17 protein-coding genes and 1 tRNA gene are annotated in these 16,383 nt (G+C 68.6%); 9 read left to right on the top strand and 9 right to left on the bottom strand.

Annotated elements, in window-relative coordinates; genetic code table 11:
• Positions 1-8 precede the first annotated feature (8 nt).
• Positions 9-905, bottom strand: coding sequence for a COX15/CtaA family protein (locus J2744_RS03480; protein ID WP_343769787.1), 897 nt, complete (start codon positions 903-905; stop codon positions 9-11).
• A 246-nt stretch (positions 906-1,151) separates the two neighbouring features.
• Between J2744_RS03480 and J2744_RS03475 the strand changes: the two genes are divergently transcribed.
• Entirely contained in the window at positions 1,152-2,654 is a 1,503-nt protein-coding gene (locus J2744_RS03475; protein ID WP_209544574.1) for an MATE family efflux transporter, read from the top strand.
• A gap of 99 nt (positions 2,655-2,753) precedes the next feature.
• Here J2744_RS03475 and J2744_RS03470 read toward each other — a convergent pair whose 3' ends face one another.
• Positions 2,754-3,209: a DUF5814 domain-containing protein gene (locus J2744_RS03470; protein ID WP_209544572.1), complete on the bottom strand. Its 456-nt coding sequence runs from the start codon at positions 3,207-3,209 to the stop codon at positions 2,754-2,756.
• Between the two features lie 112 nt (positions 3,210-3,321).
• On the opposite strand from J2744_RS03470, the gene J2744_RS03465 reads away from it, so the two are divergent.
• From J2744_RS03465 to J2744_RS03455, 3 genes are all read left to right on the top strand, one after another.
• On the top strand, positions 3,322-3,684 hold the full coding sequence (locus tag J2744_RS03465) for a hypothetical protein (RefSeq protein WP_209544570.1): 363 nt from the start codon (positions 3,322-3,324) through the stop codon (positions 3,682-3,684).
• A gap of 46 nt (positions 3,685-3,730) precedes the next feature.
• Entirely contained in the window at positions 3,731-4,012 is a 282-nt protein-coding gene (locus J2744_RS03460) for a hypothetical protein (RefSeq protein WP_245203163.1), read from the top strand.
• An 88-nt stretch (positions 4,013-4,100) separates the two neighbouring features.
• Positions 4,101-4,173: transfer RNA gene (locus tag J2744_RS03455), tRNA-His, on the top strand.
• Positions 4,174-4,334: 161 nt separating this feature from the next.
• On the opposite strand, the gene J2744_RS03450 is transcribed toward J2744_RS03455, so the two are convergent.
• From J2744_RS03450 to J2744_RS03440, 3 genes are all read right to left on the bottom strand, one after another.
• Positions 4,335-4,895, bottom strand: a complete 561-nt coding sequence (locus J2744_RS03450; protein ID WP_209544568.1) for a hypothetical protein — start codon at positions 4,893-4,895, stop codon at positions 4,335-4,337.
• Between the two features lie 259 nt (positions 4,896-5,154).
• Positions 5,155-5,388 (bottom strand): hypothetical protein, encoded by a 234-nt coding sequence (locus tag J2744_RS03445; protein ID WP_209544566.1) that lies wholly within the window; start codon positions 5,386-5,388, stop codon positions 5,155-5,157.
• Between the two features lie 70 nt (positions 5,389-5,458).
• Complete coding sequence (locus tag J2744_RS03440; RefSeq protein WP_209544564.1) at positions 5,459-6,439, bottom strand: calcium/sodium antiporter; 981 nt, start codon at positions 6,437-6,439, stop codon at positions 5,459-5,461.
• Positions 6,440-6,574: 135 nt separating this feature from the next.
• On the opposite strand from J2744_RS03440, the gene J2744_RS03435 reads away from it, so the two are divergent.
• The 3 genes from J2744_RS03435 (at position 6,575) to asd (ending at position 9,773) form a co-directional block, all read left to right on the top strand.
• Positions 6,575-7,222, top strand: a complete 648-nt coding sequence (locus J2744_RS03435) for a hypothetical protein (protein WP_209544545.1) — start codon at positions 6,575-6,577, stop codon at positions 7,220-7,222.
• A complete protein-coding gene (locus J2744_RS03430) occupies positions 7,219-8,304 on the top strand; it encodes a hypothetical protein (protein WP_209544543.1) in 1,086 nt (361 codons plus the stop codon). The genes J2744_RS03435 and J2744_RS03430 overlap by 4 nt, the downstream gene beginning before the upstream one ends.
• 422 nt (positions 8,305-8,726) lie before the next feature.
• On the top strand, positions 8,727-9,773 hold the full coding sequence (gene asd / locus J2744_RS03425; protein WP_209544541.1) for an aspartate-semialdehyde dehydrogenase: 1,047 nt from the start codon (positions 8,727-8,729) through the stop codon (positions 9,771-9,773).
• A 503-nt stretch (positions 9,774-10,276) separates the two neighbouring features.
• Here asd and J2744_RS03420 read toward each other — a convergent pair.
• A complete protein-coding gene (locus tag J2744_RS03420) occupies positions 10,277-12,271 on the bottom strand; it encodes a 3-hydroxyacyl-CoA dehydrogenase/enoyl-CoA hydratase family protein (protein WP_209544539.1) in 1,995 nt (664 codons plus the stop codon).
• 146 nt (positions 12,272-12,417) lie between these two features.
• Here J2744_RS03420 and J2744_RS03415 point away from each other — a divergent pair, with 146 nt between their 5' ends.
• Positions 12,418-13,035 (top strand): DNA-3-methyladenine glycosylase family protein, encoded by a 618-nt coding sequence (locus J2744_RS03415; RefSeq protein WP_209544529.1) that lies wholly within the window; start codon positions 12,418-12,420, stop codon positions 13,033-13,035.
• A gap of 18 nt (positions 13,036-13,053) precedes the next feature.
• Here the strand turns inward: J2744_RS03415 and J2744_RS03410 are convergent, their stop codons facing one another.
• The 3 genes from J2744_RS03410 to J2744_RS03400 form a co-directional block, all read right to left on the bottom strand.
• The gene (locus tag J2744_RS03410) at positions 13,054-13,317 is read right to left on the bottom strand and encodes a hypothetical protein (protein ID WP_209544527.1); all 264 of its coding nucleotides are present in this window, start codon (positions 13,315-13,317) and stop codon (positions 13,054-13,056) included.
• A 24-nt stretch (positions 13,318-13,341) separates the two neighbouring features.
• Positions 13,342-13,788: a ribbon-helix-helix domain-containing protein gene (locus J2744_RS03405; RefSeq protein WP_209544525.1), complete on the bottom strand. Its 447-nt coding sequence runs from the start codon at positions 13,786-13,788 to the stop codon at positions 13,342-13,344.
• 79 nt (positions 13,789-13,867) lie between these two features.
• Positions 13,868-15,223, bottom strand: a complete 1,356-nt coding sequence (locus tag J2744_RS03400) for a putative ATP-dependent zinc protease (protein WP_209544523.1) — start codon at positions 15,221-15,223, stop codon at positions 13,868-13,870.
• Between the two features lie 110 nt (positions 15,224-15,333).
• Here J2744_RS03400 and J2744_RS03395 point away from each other — a divergent pair, with 110 nt between their 5' ends.
• Positions 15,334-16,374 carry a succinylglutamate desuccinylase/aspartoacylase family protein gene (locus J2744_RS03395; protein ID WP_209544521.1) on the top strand — a complete coding sequence of 347 codons (1,041 nt, stop codon included), beginning with the start codon at positions 15,334-15,336 and terminating at the stop codon, positions 16,372-16,374.
• Positions 16,375-16,383: the final 9 nt, after the last annotated feature.

Raw genomic sequence — 16,383 nt, 5'->3', positions numbered from 1 at the left:
GGGCGGCGTCAGTCGCCGCCGATCGGCACGCTCCCGTCGCGCATCTCGTCGGCCCCGCGGAGCGTCCACGCCGCGCCCGCGGCGAGCGCGAGCGCGACGCCCAGCGCGACGAGGTTGATCCGCTGCCACGTCGCGGTGTAGGGGACCAGATCGCGACCGAGCAGCAGCGTCCCGACGAGCGCGACCATCGATCCGGCCGCGAGCGCCCGGACCGTACCCGCGGTGCCGCCGTCGAGACCGTCGTACCACCCTCGAACCGCCTCCGTCGCGTACGCGACCGTCGCGACGAGACCGAGGTGACCGGCGAGCCCGGTCACGTAGAAGGCGGCCTGCGCGGGCGGCGCGTAGGTGAGGAACGGCACCGCCCGCGAGAAGACCGCGCTGGCGACGATGCCGGCGACGGCGATACCCGCCGCCGCGCGGAGCAGCCGAGCGCTCCCGCGACCGCCGCCCCAGATGGTCGCCAGTCCGAGCAGCGTGAAGATGATCAGCGCCACGATCAGGTGCGCGGCGTGGGTCGACACCGTGTACCCGCCGGGGACGAGTCCGCCGAGGGTGACGGTGATCGCGCCGACGGTGATCTGAAGCGGAAGGATCGCGACCGCCAGCGTCGCGGCCAGCCGGGTCCGGCGCTCGAACCCGGTACCGAGCCAGGTCCACCCGGCGACGCCGACGATGAGGAAGCCGGTAACCATGGCCCACGCCCGGTGGAACCACTCGATGAAGTCGGGGTTGATCGTCAGCGCCGGGATGAGCTGGTCGGAACACAGCGGCCACTGGGCCTGACACGCCAGCCCGGAGCCGGTCGCCGCGGTGTAGACGCCGAGCGAGAAGAGGACGAGCGTCATCCCCGTCGTCGCCGCCGCGTATCGCCTGAACGTTAGCCACGCGGGCCGAAGACTCATTGGCCGATTTCGGACGCGCGCGCACTTAGACCGTTCGGCCGCTTTCTACGCCCGGGAAGCGCGCGGCCGCTCCCCGCGACCGGGCAGCCCGGCGTCGCGGTCCGCCGGCTTCCGAACGCTTTTGACTGACCAGTCAGTCAGTATCGGTAGGTACCGAATGGACGACACGGAACGACCGATCCCCGACGCCGCGCACAGCCCCCTCCGAAACCGTGACGACGCGACCCCTCCGGAGGTGAGCCACTGATGGGGCTTCGCGACTCGATAGACTCCCTGTTCAAGGGCGCCGACGAGCTGGACCTCACCTCGGGCGACATCGGGTGGCCGCTGTTCTTCCTCTCTTTGCCGATCGTCGTCCAGAACCTCTTTCAGGTGCTGTACAACCTGGCCGACACCTTCTGGCTCGGCCGCTACAGCACGGAGGCGCTGTCCGCGATCACGTTCGCGTTCCCGATCGTCTTCCTGATGATCTCGCTGGCGCTCGGCGTCTCCGTCGCGGGGAGCGTCCTCGTCGCCCAACACACCGGCGCCGGCAACGAGGAGCGCGCCGCCTACGCCGCCTCGCAGACGATGGCCTACGCGGCCGTCATCTCCGTCGTCTTGGGGGTGGTGGGATACGTCTTCGTCGACGAGGTCACCGCGCTCCTCGGGGTGAACGCGACGGTCGCCCCGCTCGTCGTCGAGTACATGCGCGTCTACGCGATCGGCCTGTTCGCCGTCTTCGGCTTCGCGGTGTTCATGGCGCTGATGCGCGGCTATGGCGACACGGTGACCCCGATGTACGTCATGGCCGGCTCCGTGGTCCTCAACATCGTCCTCGACCCGATCTTCATCTTCGGATTCGACGCGAACCCTCTCTTCGGGTTCCTCGGACTCGGCGGACTGGAGGCCGCGGCCCTCGACGCGACGGGCTTCACCGGCTGGGGGATCGCCGGTGCGGCGATCGCGACCGTCGGCTCTCGGGCGCTCGCGCTCCTCGTCGGGCTTCAGATCATGTTCCGCGGAGACAGGGGGGTCCAGATCCGGCTCTCGGAGATGGTCCCCGACCCCGAGTTCGGGAAGACCGTCCTCGGCATCGGCCTCCCGGCCTCCGCGGAGGGCGCGGCCCGGTCGGTGTCGATCACCGCGCTGCTCGTCGTGGTCGCGAACTTCCCGAACGCGGTCAGCGGGGCGTACGGCATCGGGACGCGGATCTTCTCGGTTATCTTCCTGCCGGCGCTCGCCGTATCGCAGGGGATCGAGACGATGACCGGGCAGAACATCGGCGCCGGGGAACTGGACCGCGCCGCCGAGACGAACCACTTCGGCGCACGCGCCATGCTCGTCCTGCTCACGGTCGGCGGCGGGATCATCGTCCTCGCCGCGCGGCCGATCGCCGGCGTCTTCTCCCCGGACCCGGCGGTGGTCGACCACGCGACGACGTTCCTCCGCGTGAGCGGTCTCTCCTTCGGGTTCATCGGCGTCATGCGCGCGTACACCGGCGGCTTCCGCGGCGCCGGCCACACCATGATCGCGGCCGTCATCTCCCTCGTCACGCTCGGCTTCGTCCGCCTGCCGGTCGCGTGGGTCGCCGCCGGTTCGCTCGGCGCGATGGGGCTGTGGATCTCGTTCCCGATCTCGAACGTCGTCGGCGGGATCGTCGCGTACCTCTGGTTCAACCGCGACACCTGGCGCGACGGGAACCTGACCGAGGAGGGCCCGTCGGTCGAGGAGATCGGATCGAACGTCCCGTCGCCCGACAACGACTGAGCGCGGACGTCGCGGGCGACACCTCCGAGACGGTATCCCGCTTTCACCGGCTGACGGCGTTCAAAAGAGACTCGTTCGCTCTGGAATCGATCCGGACCGCTATCCCGACAGCTCCCGCTTCGCCTTCCGCGCCCGCTCGGACATCTCCCCGTTGCCGTCGACGTCGGCGAGCGTCTCGATCGCCTCCAATTTCCGGACGGAGTCGTCGAGGAAGGAGAGCACGTCGCCGGTGTACGCGTACACCATGTAGTCGTCGGTCATCACGTCGACGATGGCCTGCGGACCCAACCCCTCGGCGCGCAGCTCGAGGACGTAGCGCATGAACTTCTCCTCGGGACAGCCGCAGTACGGGTTCGCGTCGCAGTCGCAGTCGAGGAAGTCCTCGGCGAAGTCGAGGACCCGATCGCGAGTCGTCTCGTCGAGCTTCGAGAGGCCGTCGCCGGTGAAAAGCAGGTCGAGGGTGGCGCCGGCGAACGCTCCCTTCGGGATGTTCGTCTCCAGCTGGGAGGCGAGCTGCCGGTGGTTCTTCACGTAGATCTTGTCGGTAAAGGCCACAGTTACGCCCTGATAGGCGGGCGGCCCTCAAAAGCGACGCGGTGATCAGGGATCGGTGGGCGTCGTTTGGTATACCCGTACACTTATTTCGAGAGTACGCCAAGTACACTATATGCCCGTCCGTATCGAGGAGTTCGAGTCCGGCGACCTGCCGAGCGGTCCGAGCGTTCCCGAGCGCGTGGTCGCGCACCTCTACGCGAATCGGGACAAGGCGTTCACCCGGTCCGAGATCGCATCCGCGATCGACGCCGACGCGAACGCGGTCGGAACCGCCCTTTCACGGCTGAAGAAACGTGATATCGTCCGGCACCGCGGCGAGTACTGGGCGCTCGCGACGGATCTGGATCGGGTCCGTGACGCGTACGCGCTCCGCGATGTCAGCGCCCGTCTCGACGCTGAGGACGGGGGTATCGATCCCGAGACGTGGGACGACGCCGCACCGGACGAACCGCACCCCAGCGAACGCGAGGACTGATGCGACCGGAACGGGGCGACGTGGTCCGAAGCTCGGACCCGTTAAGGTGGGCGACGAGCGACAGCGTCCGTGGCTGATCGTCAACAACGAGTCGCATCCGTTCGGTGACGAGCAGTTCGTCGCGGTCGCCGTTTCGACGAAGGGGTACCCGGAGTTGATCCCGCTGTCATCCGATGTGTGGGAGGTCGGTGGTGTTCCGCGCGACTCGTACGTTTCACCGTGGGCCGTTCACTCTCCTCGTGGAGAGGACTTGATCGCGTGGCAAGGTCAGGTCGAAGACGAGTTCGTCGACCGTGTCGTTGACGCGCTTACCGCGTACCTCCGATGAACCGCCCCGCCTCGGACGCCACTCAATGCCACGCCCGTCCGGGAGTCGTAACCGTTATTTATCGAAGCGGGGTAGTTGACGACGCGTGTCCGGGTTAGGGTAGTGGACTATCCTTCAGCCTTGTGGAGGCTGAGACGCGGGTTCGATTCTCGCACCCGGACCTTTTCCGACGAGCAAAGTGAGGAGCGAAAAGTCCGGAAGGCGAAATCGAATTACGCGAGACGAGCGGAGCGAGTCTCGCCTCGGGTTCGATTCTCGCACCCGGACCTTCTCACCGCGAGCAACTCCGCGAGCCGCGAGGCCGCGACGTTCGCGGAACGCGCTACCGCATCCCTTCGAGGATCTGTAGGTACCGGAACCCCGTCTCGCTGTAGTCCTTCGACGAAGCGCCCGCGGCGTGGCGAAGCTCCTCGATCCGCTCCGTGTAGTCGTCGTTGATCACGAGTCGAACCGAGGGCTCGTGTTCCGTCTCGGTGCGCTCGACGACCTCGGCGAGTCCGTCGGTCTGGTGCCCCTCGCTGACGTACGGCGCCCACAGCTGTATCTCGGCGAGCGAGAGGTCGTCGAACACGACGTCGAGGTAGCCGGCGACGCGCTCGAACTTCTCGGAGATCCGTTCGAGGCTGTACTGGTAGCTGGCGTTGCCGTACTCGGCCCACTCGTCCGTCGAGGGCGTTCCGGAGTACAGCTGCCCGTCGAGATGCGTGACGACCTCGCAGGCGAGGAGACGCTGTCCCTCGGGGGTCGATTTGACGCCCAGCACGTCGAGCTCCGTTTGGTCGCCCCGCTCCATGGAGCGCTGGTTGTACGTCACGAGATCGCACCCCTCGATGACGCGGAGGTACGCCCCGACCAGCTGCTCCCCCGGCTGCGGCTGCGTCATCGCTCGCCACCTGAGTAGGCCCGGTATCGAAGCCGCCTGAGTTTCAATAACACACGGAACCGTTTCCGACGAGCGACTAAACGCTTCCCGTCGGTTACCACGACTAACGTCGGGGGCTTCCGCCCTCGGAATCAATGTGAAAACGGATTCGGTGTCTCCGGAGGGCCTCAGACCGGCCGAGTGGAGATTTCGGCCCCCGCGTCAGTTGCGCCGCGATCCCTCGTCGCGTGTCGTCACCGATGTGAGCGGACGGCTCGTGTCAGGCGCTCTCCTCCGGCGTCGCGAAGCCGACGCCGCCGGCGAGGATCGCGCTGCCGGCGAGGACCGTCGCGCCGAGGACGACGAACCCGGGGTCCGGGCTCAGTCCGGCGATCCCCGCCGCCACGTCGACGACGAACACCGTGACGAAGAGGCTCAACACGGCGAACGCGAGCATCACGAACCCGCCGACCAATGCGCTGGCTACCGAACCGAACGCGTCGAGAATTCCCATGCCTTTCGTCGGTCGCCGGCCGGCCGTAAATAGGTGGGTGTGCGAGCGGGGTCGGTCGACGTCAGCGGGTTCACCCGAAGATACGCAGCAATCCGAGCGTCCACCGCGCCAGTTCGGAGCAGACGAAGAGGACGCCCTCCGAGCGCGAGAGCCGCCGTCCGGACCACAGCGCCGCGACCATCACGACCGTGAGCACCGTCAGCCAGGCGAGCGTCTCGATCGCCGCGCCGCCGACCGCGAGCGGCCGGAGGAGCGATGCGATCCCGAGGATTCCGAGCATGTTGAACACGTTGCTGCCGACGACGTTGCCCACGGACATCCCGACGTGGCCCTGCCGCATCGCGACGAGCGAGACGGCGAGCTCCGGCGTCGACGTCCCGGCCGCGACGATCGTTCCGCCGATCGCCCAGTCCGAGACGCCGGCCCCCCGGGCGAGCGTCGACGCGGCCTCGACCATGTAGTGCCCGCTGCTCAAGACGAGCGCCAGTCCGCCGGCGAGCAGCAGCGCGTCGCGAGCGCGGTGCGAGAACCGCGCCGGGATCGCACCCGTGACCCGAGAGTCGGCGTACTCGGTCTCGATCGAGTGCGCGGTGCGTTCGTCGCGGACGACGTAGGCCGTGTAGGCGACGAACGCGGCGACGAGGAGGGCGCCCTCGACCCGGGTCATCGTCCGGTCGAACAGGACCCAGAACCCGACGAGCGTCGACAGCACGAGCGCGCCCCCGTCTCGGTGGACCAGCGAGCGCTCGACCGGGATCACCCGCAGCAGCGACACCGCGCCGAGGATGAACGCGAGGTTGTAGGCGTTCGACCCGACGACGTTGCCGACGCCGATCTCGCCGAGCCCCGCGAGCGCGGCGTCGACGGACACGACGAGCTCCGGGGTCGAGGTCCCGATCGCGACGATCGTCAGGCCGATCGTGAGTTCGCTGACGCCGAACCGTCGGGCGATCCGGACCGTCGAGTCGACGAGCGCCCTGGCTCCGATCCACAGGCCGAGAACGGTCGCCACGATGATCGCGAACTGGGCGATCGGTGCTCCCGAGATCATACGCGTCGTCGTTCTCGAACGGCTGTGTTAAAATCGACCCACCAGGTCGAACGCGTCAGTTCGCCTCCGTAACGCCCGCGTACTTATATGCCGCTCGCGAGTCGTACCGAGTCGTATGAACGGACGTGAGACGCCGTGAACCGACGCGGGCTGCTCCGGAAGGGTGTCAGAGTCGGCGCGATCGGTATCGCCGGAATCGCGGGATGTACGGAGTCCGGCGGCGGCGACGGGCCGGTCTTCGAGGAGGGGTTCGAGGACGGTCTCGGCGACTGGGAGACCGGCGCCGCGATCGGTCCCGAGGTCGACGTCGACGAGTTCGACTGGGAGGTCGACGTCTCCGAGACGGAGGCGGCCTCGGGAGACCGGTCGCTCCGGATCTGGAACCAGGGCGACTACGACGACGGCGTCACGTGGGCGGCTCGTCCGGTCCCGGTCGAGTCCGGGGGTTCGTACCGGATCGAGGTGAGCGGGCAGTTCTGGAGCGAGTCGGAGTCGTTCAACACGATCCGGCACGCGCTGATGCGGCTGGGTCCGGAGCCGCCGGAGACGGAGGAGGACTTCCCGCAGCCCGGACTCAACACGACCGACCTCGGGGAGACGCCGTACGGCGGGCTCCGCGACGCGCTGTGGCTCGCCGACGGCTGGCGCGAGTACGCCTTCGAGTGGACGACCCCGGAGCTGTCGACGGACACGCTGTACCTCGCCGTCGGTACCGCTGTGATCTGGGAGGCGGACGCGACGCACTACGTCGACGACCTCGCGGTGACCGTCGAGCCGCGATGAGCGGAGCGACCGAACCGGCGTCGAGCGCTTCCGACGCCCCCGACGCCGAAAACGACGAAAGCGGCACCGACACCGCCGACACGATGCGCGAGCGCGCAGGAGAGAACCGGCTGAAGCTCTGGCTGCTGTTGCGCGCGAACCGGCCCCTCGTCGCGGCAGTTCTGACACTCGTCGTCTTCGTCGCGTTCGTCGCCGCGGCGGCCGTGTTCTCCCCGTCTCTCGCCGAGAAGGTCGGGTCGAGCGACCCGATCGAGACGCTGTTCGCTTCGATGATCACGGTGATCGTCACCGGGGCGACGCTCGTCGTCACGATCGGACAGCTCGTGCTCACGCAGGAGAACGGCCCGCTCGGAGACCAGCAGGAACGCATGAACGACACGCTCTCGGTCCGGAGCTCCGTCGCGGAACTGACCGGCTCACCGGTGCCGACGGACCCCGCGACGTTCCTCGACGCGATCCTCCGGAGCGCGTCGGATCGCGCCCGATCCCTCCGCGAATCGGTCCGCGAGCGCGACGCCGATCATAGCGGGTCGGACCGAGCCGCTCTCAGATCGGATGTCGACGAGTTTGCCGCGGAGATTGCCGAAAACGCCGACACCGTGCGCGGCCAGCTCGACGGCGCCGAGTTCGGCTCATTCGACGTGGTGTTCGCTGCGCTCGACTTCGACTACAGCCCGAAGATCGGTCGGGTCGAGCGTATCGTCGACGACCACGGCGACGCACTCAGTGACGACGAACGCGACCTACTCGCGGGGCTGCGGGAGTCGCTGTCGCTGTTCGGTCCCGCCCGCGAGCACGTCAAGACCCTGTACTTCCAGTGGGCGCTGATCGACCTCTCGCGACTGATTCTCTACGCCGCGATACCGGCGCTGGTCGTCGCGGGCCTCATGCTCACGGTCGTCGACGCCGGGACGTTCCCGGGACGGACGCTCGGGGTCGACCACGTGACGCTCGTCGTGGGGGCCGCGTTCGCGGTCACGCTGTTCCCCTTCACGCTCTTCGTCTCCTACGTCCTCCGGATCCTCACGCTGGCGAAGCGGACGCTCGCCATCGGCCCGCTGGTGTTACGGGACTCCGAGTAGCCGATCGCAGACGCTTTCGGATGTGCGGCGCTTTCGGATGTGCGGCGCTTTCGGACATGTCGGAATGTCGCCCGCGACACTAACGACCGGTCTCATCTCCGGCGGCGTGCCGCGTCGACCGGGAAACCCTCGTGGCGGGCGGTCGCCTGCGCGGCGACGGGCGGGTCGCGTGTGCGACCGGTGTGACGCGCCTGGGTTCTCCGCGCTGTCATCGCTCCCATCGGGGAGTACTCGGGCGGGGACTGATGGCGCGCGGCGGAACCTACCGTCCCGAGCGGCTTAACGGTCTTGCTCCCGCCGACGGGACCCCGAGCGGTTCCCTCTCGCCGGGTCGGTTTCGTCGCCGAGGCGGAGACGGCGACGACCGGCGGTATCGACGCCTATCCGAACGCACTTACGTCCCTGCCACGGACCCACGCGCAATGTCAGTCCGAGTCGGCATCCTCGGCGCGACGGGCGCCGTGGGTCAGCGGTTCATCCAGTTGCTCGACGACCACCCGACCTTCGACCTCGCCGCGGTCACCGCGAGCGCGGAGAGCGCGGGGAAGACCTACCGCGAGGCGGCCAAGTGGCGCGTCGACACGCCCGTCCCGGAGGGCGTCGCCGAGATGGAAGTCTCGGAGACGACGCCCGCGGGGATCGCGGACGACGACGTCGACCTGCTCTTCTCCTCGCTGCCCTCCGGCGTCGCCGCCGAGGTCGAACCGGCGTTCTTAGCGGAGGGGTACGTCGTCTCCTCGAACTCCTCGAACGACCGCATGGCGGCGGACGTCCCGCTCACCATCCCCGAGATCAACCCCAGTCACCTCGATCTCATCGAGGTCCAGCGCGACGAGCGCGGCTGGGACGGCGCCCTCGTGAAGAACCCGAACTGCTCGACGATCACGATGGTGCCGACGCTCGCCGCTATCGACGAGTTCGGGCTGGAGAGCGTCCGCGTCTCGACGCTTCAGGCCGTCTCGGGCGCCGGCTACTCCGGCGTCACCTCGATGGAGATCATCGACAACGCCATCCCGCACATCGGCGGCGAGGAGGACAAGATGGAGACGGAGTCGCGCAAGCTGCTCGGCGAGTTCGACGGCGCCGAGGTCGCGCTCCACGGGGCCGACGTGGCCGCCTCCTGTAACCGGATCCCCACGCTCGACGGCCACCTGGAGAACGTCTTCGCCGAGTTCGCCGAAGACCCCTCCCCGGAAGACCTCCGCGAGGCGATGCGCTCGTTCGAGGGCGTCGGCGACCTCCCCAGTTCGCCCGACCAGCTGATCAAGGTGTTCGGCGACGACGAGCCGGAGCGCCCGCAGCCGCGCCTCGACCGCACGTACGCGGACGGGATGGGTATCGTCGCGGGCGGCGTCCAGACGACGGACGCCGGCGCGAAGTACAACTGCCTCGCGCACAACACCATCTGCGGCGCGGCCGGCGCCTCCCTCCTCAACGGCGAACTGCTCGTCGAGGAAGGGTACGTCTAAGGCACGGATTCGGCCGCGAACGTCGTTTCCACCGACCGCGGCTTCTTTTAAATAATCGGTAGTGACCGGACCGCGGATCGGAATTCTGATCTTTCCCAGTGGCGCGCGCCTCCGAGTGGCCGCCTCTGGCGGCCACGAGGAGCGCGTGCGAGGGAGTCGGTCGCCGAGCGAAGCGACGGCGACCGACGAGGCTGGGGAGGCGTGAGGTGCGGTCGCTGTGCGGGGCGGGACTCGAAGGGGCAGCCGTGAGGCGGGCGCAGACGACGCAAGCACCGCAGGGAGCGAGCAATGCGAGCGACCGAGGAGCGCAGCGAGTGTGCGCCCGCCTCGCGGCTGGGGCTTCGGCGGTGTTTGTGTCGATCAGTGATTTAAAAGATTCACCGTCGTCCGGCCGATCGGCTGGGGCTTCCGCGGTATTCCTTATCACGCCGCGATTACTCACTTATAAACAAACAGCCGGAGACGCGATCCGCCCCCACTACCACGACCGACCCGCTCGCGTCCTACTTCCCTTCGAACTCCGGCTCACCGTCGCCCATGAACGCCGTGACCCCTTCCATGAGGTCGTCGGTGTTCATCACGTGGCCGAAGCCCATCGCCTCGACCTCCAGTCCGGCCTCGTTGTCGGTCCGACCGGCGTGGATCGCGCGCTTCGTGTACTTCTGGGCGATCGGCGGGCCGCCGGCGAGCTGCTCGGCCAGCTCCCGCGCGCGCTCGTCGAGCTCGTCGTCCGGGACGACCTCGTTGACGAAGTCGTAGTCGGCCATCGTCTCGGCGTCGTAGCGGTCGGCGGTGAGGATGATCTCCTTCGCGCGCCCCTCGCCGACGATCCGGGCGAGCCGCTGCGTGCCGCCCCACCCCGGGAGCAGACCGAGGTCGAGTTCGGGCTGGCCCAGCTCGGAGCGCTCGGAGGCGATCCGCATGTCCGCCGCGGTCGCCAGCTCCATCCCGCCGCCGAGGCAGTAGCCGTCGATGGCGGCGACGACGGGCTTGTCCGACTCCTCCAGCTTGCCGAACGTCTGTTGGCCCTGTCGGGAGAGCTCGACGGCGTGGATCGGGTCCGCGCCGCCGGCGGCCATGCTCTGGACGTCCGCGCCCGCGGAGAAGGCGCGGTCGCCGGCGCCCGAGAGCAGGATCGCTCGGACCTCGTCGTCGTCGTCCAGTCGGTCGATCGCGTCGGCGAGCTCGTCGAGCACCTCGCCGCTGATCGTGTTCATCCGGTGCGGGCGGTCGATCTCGACGTGGCCGACGCGCTCGTCGACCGCGACGTTCAGCACCTCGTAGTCGGCGCCGCCCTCGGCGTCGCCCGCGTCGCCCGCGCCGCTCGCGTCGCCGCCGCGGAAGCCGCCGGATTCGGCGGCCTCCCGCAGGTAGTCGGTCGCCTCGTAGCGCGCCTCGCCGGTCTCCTCGGCGAGGGTGTCGAGCGTCTCGACTAAGCTGTCGAGTCCCTCGGCGTCGGCCAGCTTCGCCGGGCCGTCGGGGAAGCCGGCGCCGAGCTTGACCGCCTCGTCGATGTCGTCGACGTCGGCCACGTCGTTGCCGATCAGCCCGGCCGTCTCGTTGGCCATCACCGCGAGCAGGCGGCGCCGGACGCCCGTGTCGATCGCGTCGCTCGGGATCTGGGCGCCGTCGCCGTCCTCGTAGTCGTAGAACCCTTTGCCGGTCTTCTTGCCGAGGTCCTCCGCCTCCACCTTCTCGCCGAGCAGCGGGCAGGGGCGGTAGGCGTCGCCGAGCACCTCGTGCATGTACTCCAACACGTGGTAGCCAACGTCGATGCCGACCTGGTCGGCGAGTTCGAACGACCCCATCGGGAGACCCATGTCGAACTTCGTCGTGGAGTCGACCGTCTCGATGTCCGCGTCGCCGGACTCGACGATCCACGCCGCCTCGTTCATCAGGGGAACGAGGATGCGGTTGACGATGAAGCCGGGGCTGTCCTTCCGGACGCGGACGGGGGTCTTCCCCATCGACTCCGCCAGTCCCTCGATCAGTTCGAGGGTGTCCTCGCTCGTGTGCTTCCCGGAGATGACCTCGACGAGGTCCATCCGCACGGGCGGGTTGAAGAAGTGCATCCCGCAGAAGCGCTCGGGGCGGTCGGTGACCTCGGACAGTTCGGTGATAGAGAGGCTGGAGGTGTTGGTGACGAAGACGGCCTCGTCGGGGGCGTGCTCGACGACCTCGTCGTACACGTCCTTCTTGATCGCCATCTTCTCGGGGACGACCTCGACGACGACGTCGGCGCCGTCGAGCGCGTCACCGAGGTCGACGAACGCCTCGACGCGGTCGAGCGCCGCGTCCGCCTCGTCGCCGCCGATCCGGTCCTTCTCCGCGAGCTTGCCGAGCGACCACTCGATCTGGTCGTACCCCTTCTGGACGAGTTCGTCGTTGATGTCGCGGAGCGACACGTCGTAGCCGGCGAGGGCCGCCACTTCCGCGATCCCGTGTCCCATGTTTCCGGCGCCGAGCACCGTCACGCGCTGGACGTCTTCGAGCTGCATACCTGAGGGTCGGAACCGTCATGGTTGAACGTTTCCATCTTCCAAACCCAAAACGCGCGGTGAGTTTATTCGGGCGGCTGGGAGGGAGACGAGGCAGGTCGGACGGGAACCGAACGTACTCGTGCGTGCGGTCCCGTCGATTCTGTATGGACGACGGAGTCGACGGCGCGAACGCGTCGGTCACCGAAGTGCTTCGAAAGGACCCGACGATGGCGGCGCTGATCGACCGGCACGGCCCCCTCGACGTCGCGCCCGCGGACGACGAGTTCGGCCGGCTCTGTACCTCGATCGTGAACCAGCAGCTCTCGACCGCCTCCGCGGCGGCGATCCGCGAGCGGTTCGTGGACGTTCTCGGCGGCGACCCGACGCCCGACCGGGTCCTCGACGCGGACGAGTCGGCCCTGCGCGAGGCCGGACTCAGCGGCACGAAGGTCGAGTACCTGCGGAACGTCGCCGCGGCCTTCCGCGACGACGAGCGCGACTTCACCCGGGAGGGGCTTGCGGACCGGAGCGACGAGGCGGTGGTCGACGCGCTCACCGAGATTCACGGGGTCGGCGCGTGGACCGCGCGGATGTACCTCATCTTCGCGCTCGGCCGCGAGGACGTGCTGCCGCTCGGCGATCTCGCGGTGCGGAAGGGGATCGAGCAGACCTACAACGACGGCGAGGAGCTGTCGCGCGCGGAGATGCGCGAGATCGGCGAGGCGTGGCGGCCGTACCGGAGCTACGGGACGCGGTACATCTGGGCCGAGTACGAGTCGTAGTTCGGCGGCGGCTCGGCGTCAGTCGAGGACGACGTGGTCCGGATCGCACGACCGACAGAGCCGCGATATCTCGCCCGGCACTTCGAGAAACCGCTCCCCACAGCGGATACACGACCGCTCCCGGCCGCGGTCCACGACGTTCCCGCCCGCCGCGCCGAGGGACGCTCCCGGCCTGCGGCCCGGGCAGTCGTCGCAGATGCGCGTGACGGTTCCCGCCGGTTCGGTGAACCGTTCGTGGCACCGAATACAGGTTCGAGTTCGTTCGAGCGTGACGACGTTCATGCGCGCTGAGCGGTGTCGACCGGGTTATCGATTTCGAGTCGTCGGATCCCCTTCGCGTTCGGACGCCGGCGACCGGTCGTCGCTCGCCGTGTCCTCGCGGTACAGCCGGAGGATCTCTTCGAGGAGGACGGCGTGCCGGTCGCCCGGGACGTACTGGTGGTCGATGAAGTCCTCGGCGTCGCTGAACTTCCCGCGGAGCGCGAGCTTCCGCACGAACGCGACGGACTCGAAGAACGGCGGCCCGTCCGCGTCGCGGTCGCCGCCGAGCTCCCGCTCCGCGTCCGGGATCACCTCCGCTTCGATCGCCTCGTAGTCGATCGTCTCCGGCTCGTAGTCGTCGAGCGTCCGGGAGAGCACGTAGTCGGCCGAGAAGCGGTAGAACTCCGACTTGCTCTCGAACTGCCCGTCGTCGACGAGCGATTCGATCTCCTCGACCACCGGTTCCGGAAACCGAACCGTGCTCTTTACCATGTGCCGTGCCATTGACACCCTCGGTCTTATATCTTCGTTACACGACCTCGGCGTTCGGCCCGGCGACGAGACGCCGGCGTCACTCCTCCTCCTCCAATATTTCCCCCGTCTCGTCGCGCTCCGCCTCGTCGGTGTCCGCGCGCCGGCGGACGTCGACCCGGTAGTCGGTGAGGATGTCACGGCCGAGCAGCAGCGGGTACTCCATGTGTCCGCGGTCCTCGACGCTCGCGGTGACCGTGTGCTGGTTGCCGCCGATGCCGATGACGAGGTCGACGACCGGACGGGCCTTCCCGCCCTTCACGCTGCCCGACTTCACGCGCGTCATGCTCTTGATCGGGCCGGCGCCGATTTCGGCGGCGAGCTGCGTGTCGATGCTCGTCCGGGTCGCGCCCGTGTCCGACTTCGCGAGCGCCTGCGTGGAGCCGGAGGTGCCGGTGACGACGACCTCCTCGATGTAGCCGATGTCGGGCTGCTCCGTTGAGGTCGGCTTCGGCGCCGGCGCGCAGGAGGGCCGCGAGTCGTCGAGGGCGCCCGCGACGCGCGCGACCGCCTCGTCGTCGACCTCGCCGCCGACCGTCTCGATCGCGAGCTTGGCGATGTGCGGCGCGGGGCTGGTGCCGGTCGCCTCGAAGAGGCCCTTGAACCCCGCGGTGGGGTTCACTTCGAGGACGTACCAGCCGTCGTACCCCTCGACGAGGTCGACGCCGGCGTAGTCCAGCCCCATCACCTCGGCCGCGTAGAGGGCGGTGTCGGCCGCCTCCTCGGGCATGTCGTCGGTGGCGTCCTCGACCGCGCCGCCGAGCGCGACGTTGGTGCGCCAGTCGCCCTCGGGCGCGTAGCGGTACATCGAGCCGACGATCTCGTCGCCGACGACGTACACCCGGAGGTCGCGGTGCTTCTCGTCGTCGCGGTCGATGAGCTGCTGGAGGAACGCCTGTCGATTGCCCACCTTCGGGTTCACGCGCTCCGTGAGGTCGACCTTCCACGTCCCGCCGCCGTGGGTACCGATCGCGGTCTTGTACACGCCCACGTCGCCGAACCGCTCCCGGTCCTCGTTGAGGCGGTCGTTCGACAGCGCGAGCAGCGCGTCCGGCACGCGGATGTTCCAGTCGGCGAGCGTCGCGGCCGTGGCGAACTTGTGGATCGACGCCAGCACCGCGTTCGGCTCGTTCAACATCGGTCGAATGCGCTCGAACGTCGCCGCCAGCCCCAAAAGCTCCGCGGGCTGGTCGGTGTTCGACACGAGGAGGCGGTTCGCGATCACGTCGACCGCGGGTTCGACCGACACGTCGCCGTCCTCGACGCTGACCGCGGCGTTCTCCTCGCGGAGCCACACCGGCTCGTGGCCGAGGTCCTCGACCGCGTTGCAGATCGCCTTCGTCTCCTTGCTGTTGTGCAGCGACAGCACTCCCACCCGAACCGAGTCCGAACTCATACGCGTCACTGCGTGGGCCGAGATAAAAGGCGCGCCGATCGATTCAGCACGGCGAAACGTCGGGTCGGCCGGTCGCCATATATATACCCGCCGCCGTGTTCCGCTCCGGCATGAGCGACGACCGGGCGTTCACGTACAACGGCGGGGCTGTACCGCCCGGCGAGACGCAGAACATCCGCTACGGGATCAGCGAGACGTACCTCGGCGACCCGGTGCGGATCCCGGTCACCATCGTCAACGGCGAGCGCGACGGGCCGACCGCGTTCCTCACCGCCGCCGCCCACGGCGACGAACTCAACGGGATCGAGGTCGTCCGCGAGGTCGCCCACGAGTGGGACCTCTCGGCGCTCTCGGGCACCCTGGTCTGTCTCCCCGTCCTCAACGTCCCCGGCTTCCTCGCCCAGCAGCGCTACCTCCCCGTCTACGACCGCGACCTGAACCGGTCGTTCCCCGGGAAACGCGGATCGACCAGTTCGAAGCGGATGGCCCACCAGATCTACACGAACTTCATCGAACCCTGCGACTTCGGACTCGACTTCCACACCTCCACTCGCGGGCGGACGAACATGCTCCACGTCCGGGCTGACATGACCGACGAGGCGGTCTACCGCCTCGCGATGGCGTTCGGCTCGAAGGTCGTCATCGACAGCGACGGCCCGGGCGGCACCCTCCGCGGCGAGGCCACCGACGACGACATCCCGACGATCACGATCGAGATGGGCGAGGCCCACCGGTTCCAGCGCCCGCTGATCGACGACGCGCTCGCCGGTGTTCGCTCCGTCTTCGCGGAGTACGGTCTCTTGGAGACCACGGTTCGCTGGCCCGGCTGGCGCACGATCGTCGCCGGCGCGGGCGAGAAGACGTGGCTGCGCGCCGACTCCGGCGGCATCGTCGACACCCACTTCGAGAGCGGGTCGCTCGTCCGCGAGGGCAAGCGCATCGCGACGATCACCAACCCGTTCAAGGAGGACGCGGTCGCGGTCGAGGCGCCCTTCACCGGTCTCCTGATCGGTCTCTTGGAGAACCCGGTCGTCTACCCCGGCAACCCGCTGTGTCACCTCGTCGAGATCGACGAGTCGACCCGGCGGGCGATCGAGGCGGGCGACGCCCCCGAGCCGGTCGGACAGCCGACGCCGACGGTCTCGGAGTAGAGCCGACTC

This window comes from Halorubrum trapanicum (genome assembly GCF_017873555.1).
Lineage (GTDB): Archaea > Halobacteriota > Halobacteria > Halobacteriales > Haloferacaceae > Halorubrum > Halorubrum trapanicum.
This window is presented reverse-complemented; position numbering and strand designations above follow the sequence as displayed.

Bases quoted from the DNA above. Each gene is read 5' to 3' on its own strand.
- J2744_RS03420 (WP_209544539.1), bottom strand. From the start codon at position 12,271: ATGCAGCTCGAAGACGTCCAGCGCGTGACGGTGCTCGGCGCCGGAAAC.
- J2744_RS03445 (WP_209544566.1), bottom strand. From the start codon at position 5,388: ATGGGAATTCTCGACGCGTTCGGTTCGGTAGCCAGCGCATTGGTCGGC.
- J2744_RS03430 (WP_209544543.1), top strand. From the start codon at position 7,219: ATGAGCGGAGCGACCGAACCGGCGTCGAGCGCTTCCGACGCCCCCGAC.
- J2744_RS03410 (WP_209544527.1), bottom strand. From the start codon at position 13,317: ATGAACGTCGTCACGCTCGAACGAACTCGAACCTGTATTCGGTGCCAC.
- J2744_RS03440 (WP_209544564.1), bottom strand. From the start codon at position 6,439: ATGATCTCGGGAGCACCGATCGCCCAGTTCGCGATCATCGTGGCGACC.
- asd (WP_209544541.1), top strand. From the start codon at position 8,727: ATGTCAGTCCGAGTCGGCATCCTCGGCGCGACGGGCGCCGTGGGTCAG.
- J2744_RS03405 (WP_209544525.1), bottom strand. From the start codon at position 13,788: ATGGTAAAGAGCACGGTTCGGTTTCCGGAACCGGTGGTCGAGGAGATC.
- J2744_RS03465 (WP_209544570.1), top strand. From the start codon at position 3,322: ATGCCCGTCCGTATCGAGGAGTTCGAGTCCGGCGACCTGCCGAGCGGT.
- J2744_RS03450 (WP_209544568.1), bottom strand. From the start codon at position 4,895: ATGACGCAGCCGCAGCCGGGGGAGCAGCTGGTCGGGGCGTACCTCCGC.
- J2744_RS03480 (WP_343769787.1), bottom strand. From the start codon at position 905: ATGAGTCTTCGGCCCGCGTGGCTAACGTTCAGGCGATACGCGGCGGCG.
- J2744_RS03395 (WP_209544521.1), top strand. From the start codon at position 15,334: ATGAGCGACGACCGGGCGTTCACGTACAACGGCGGGGCTGTACCGCCC.
- J2744_RS03475 (WP_209544574.1), top strand. From the start codon at position 1,152: ATGGGGCTTCGCGACTCGATAGACTCCCTGTTCAAGGGCGCCGACGAG.
- J2744_RS03400 (WP_209544523.1), bottom strand. From the start codon at position 15,223: ATGAGTTCGGACTCGGTTCGGGTGGGAGTGCTGTCGCTGCACAACAGC.
- J2744_RS03415 (WP_209544529.1), top strand. From the start codon at position 12,418: ATGGACGACGGAGTCGACGGCGCGAACGCGTCGGTCACCGAAGTGCTT.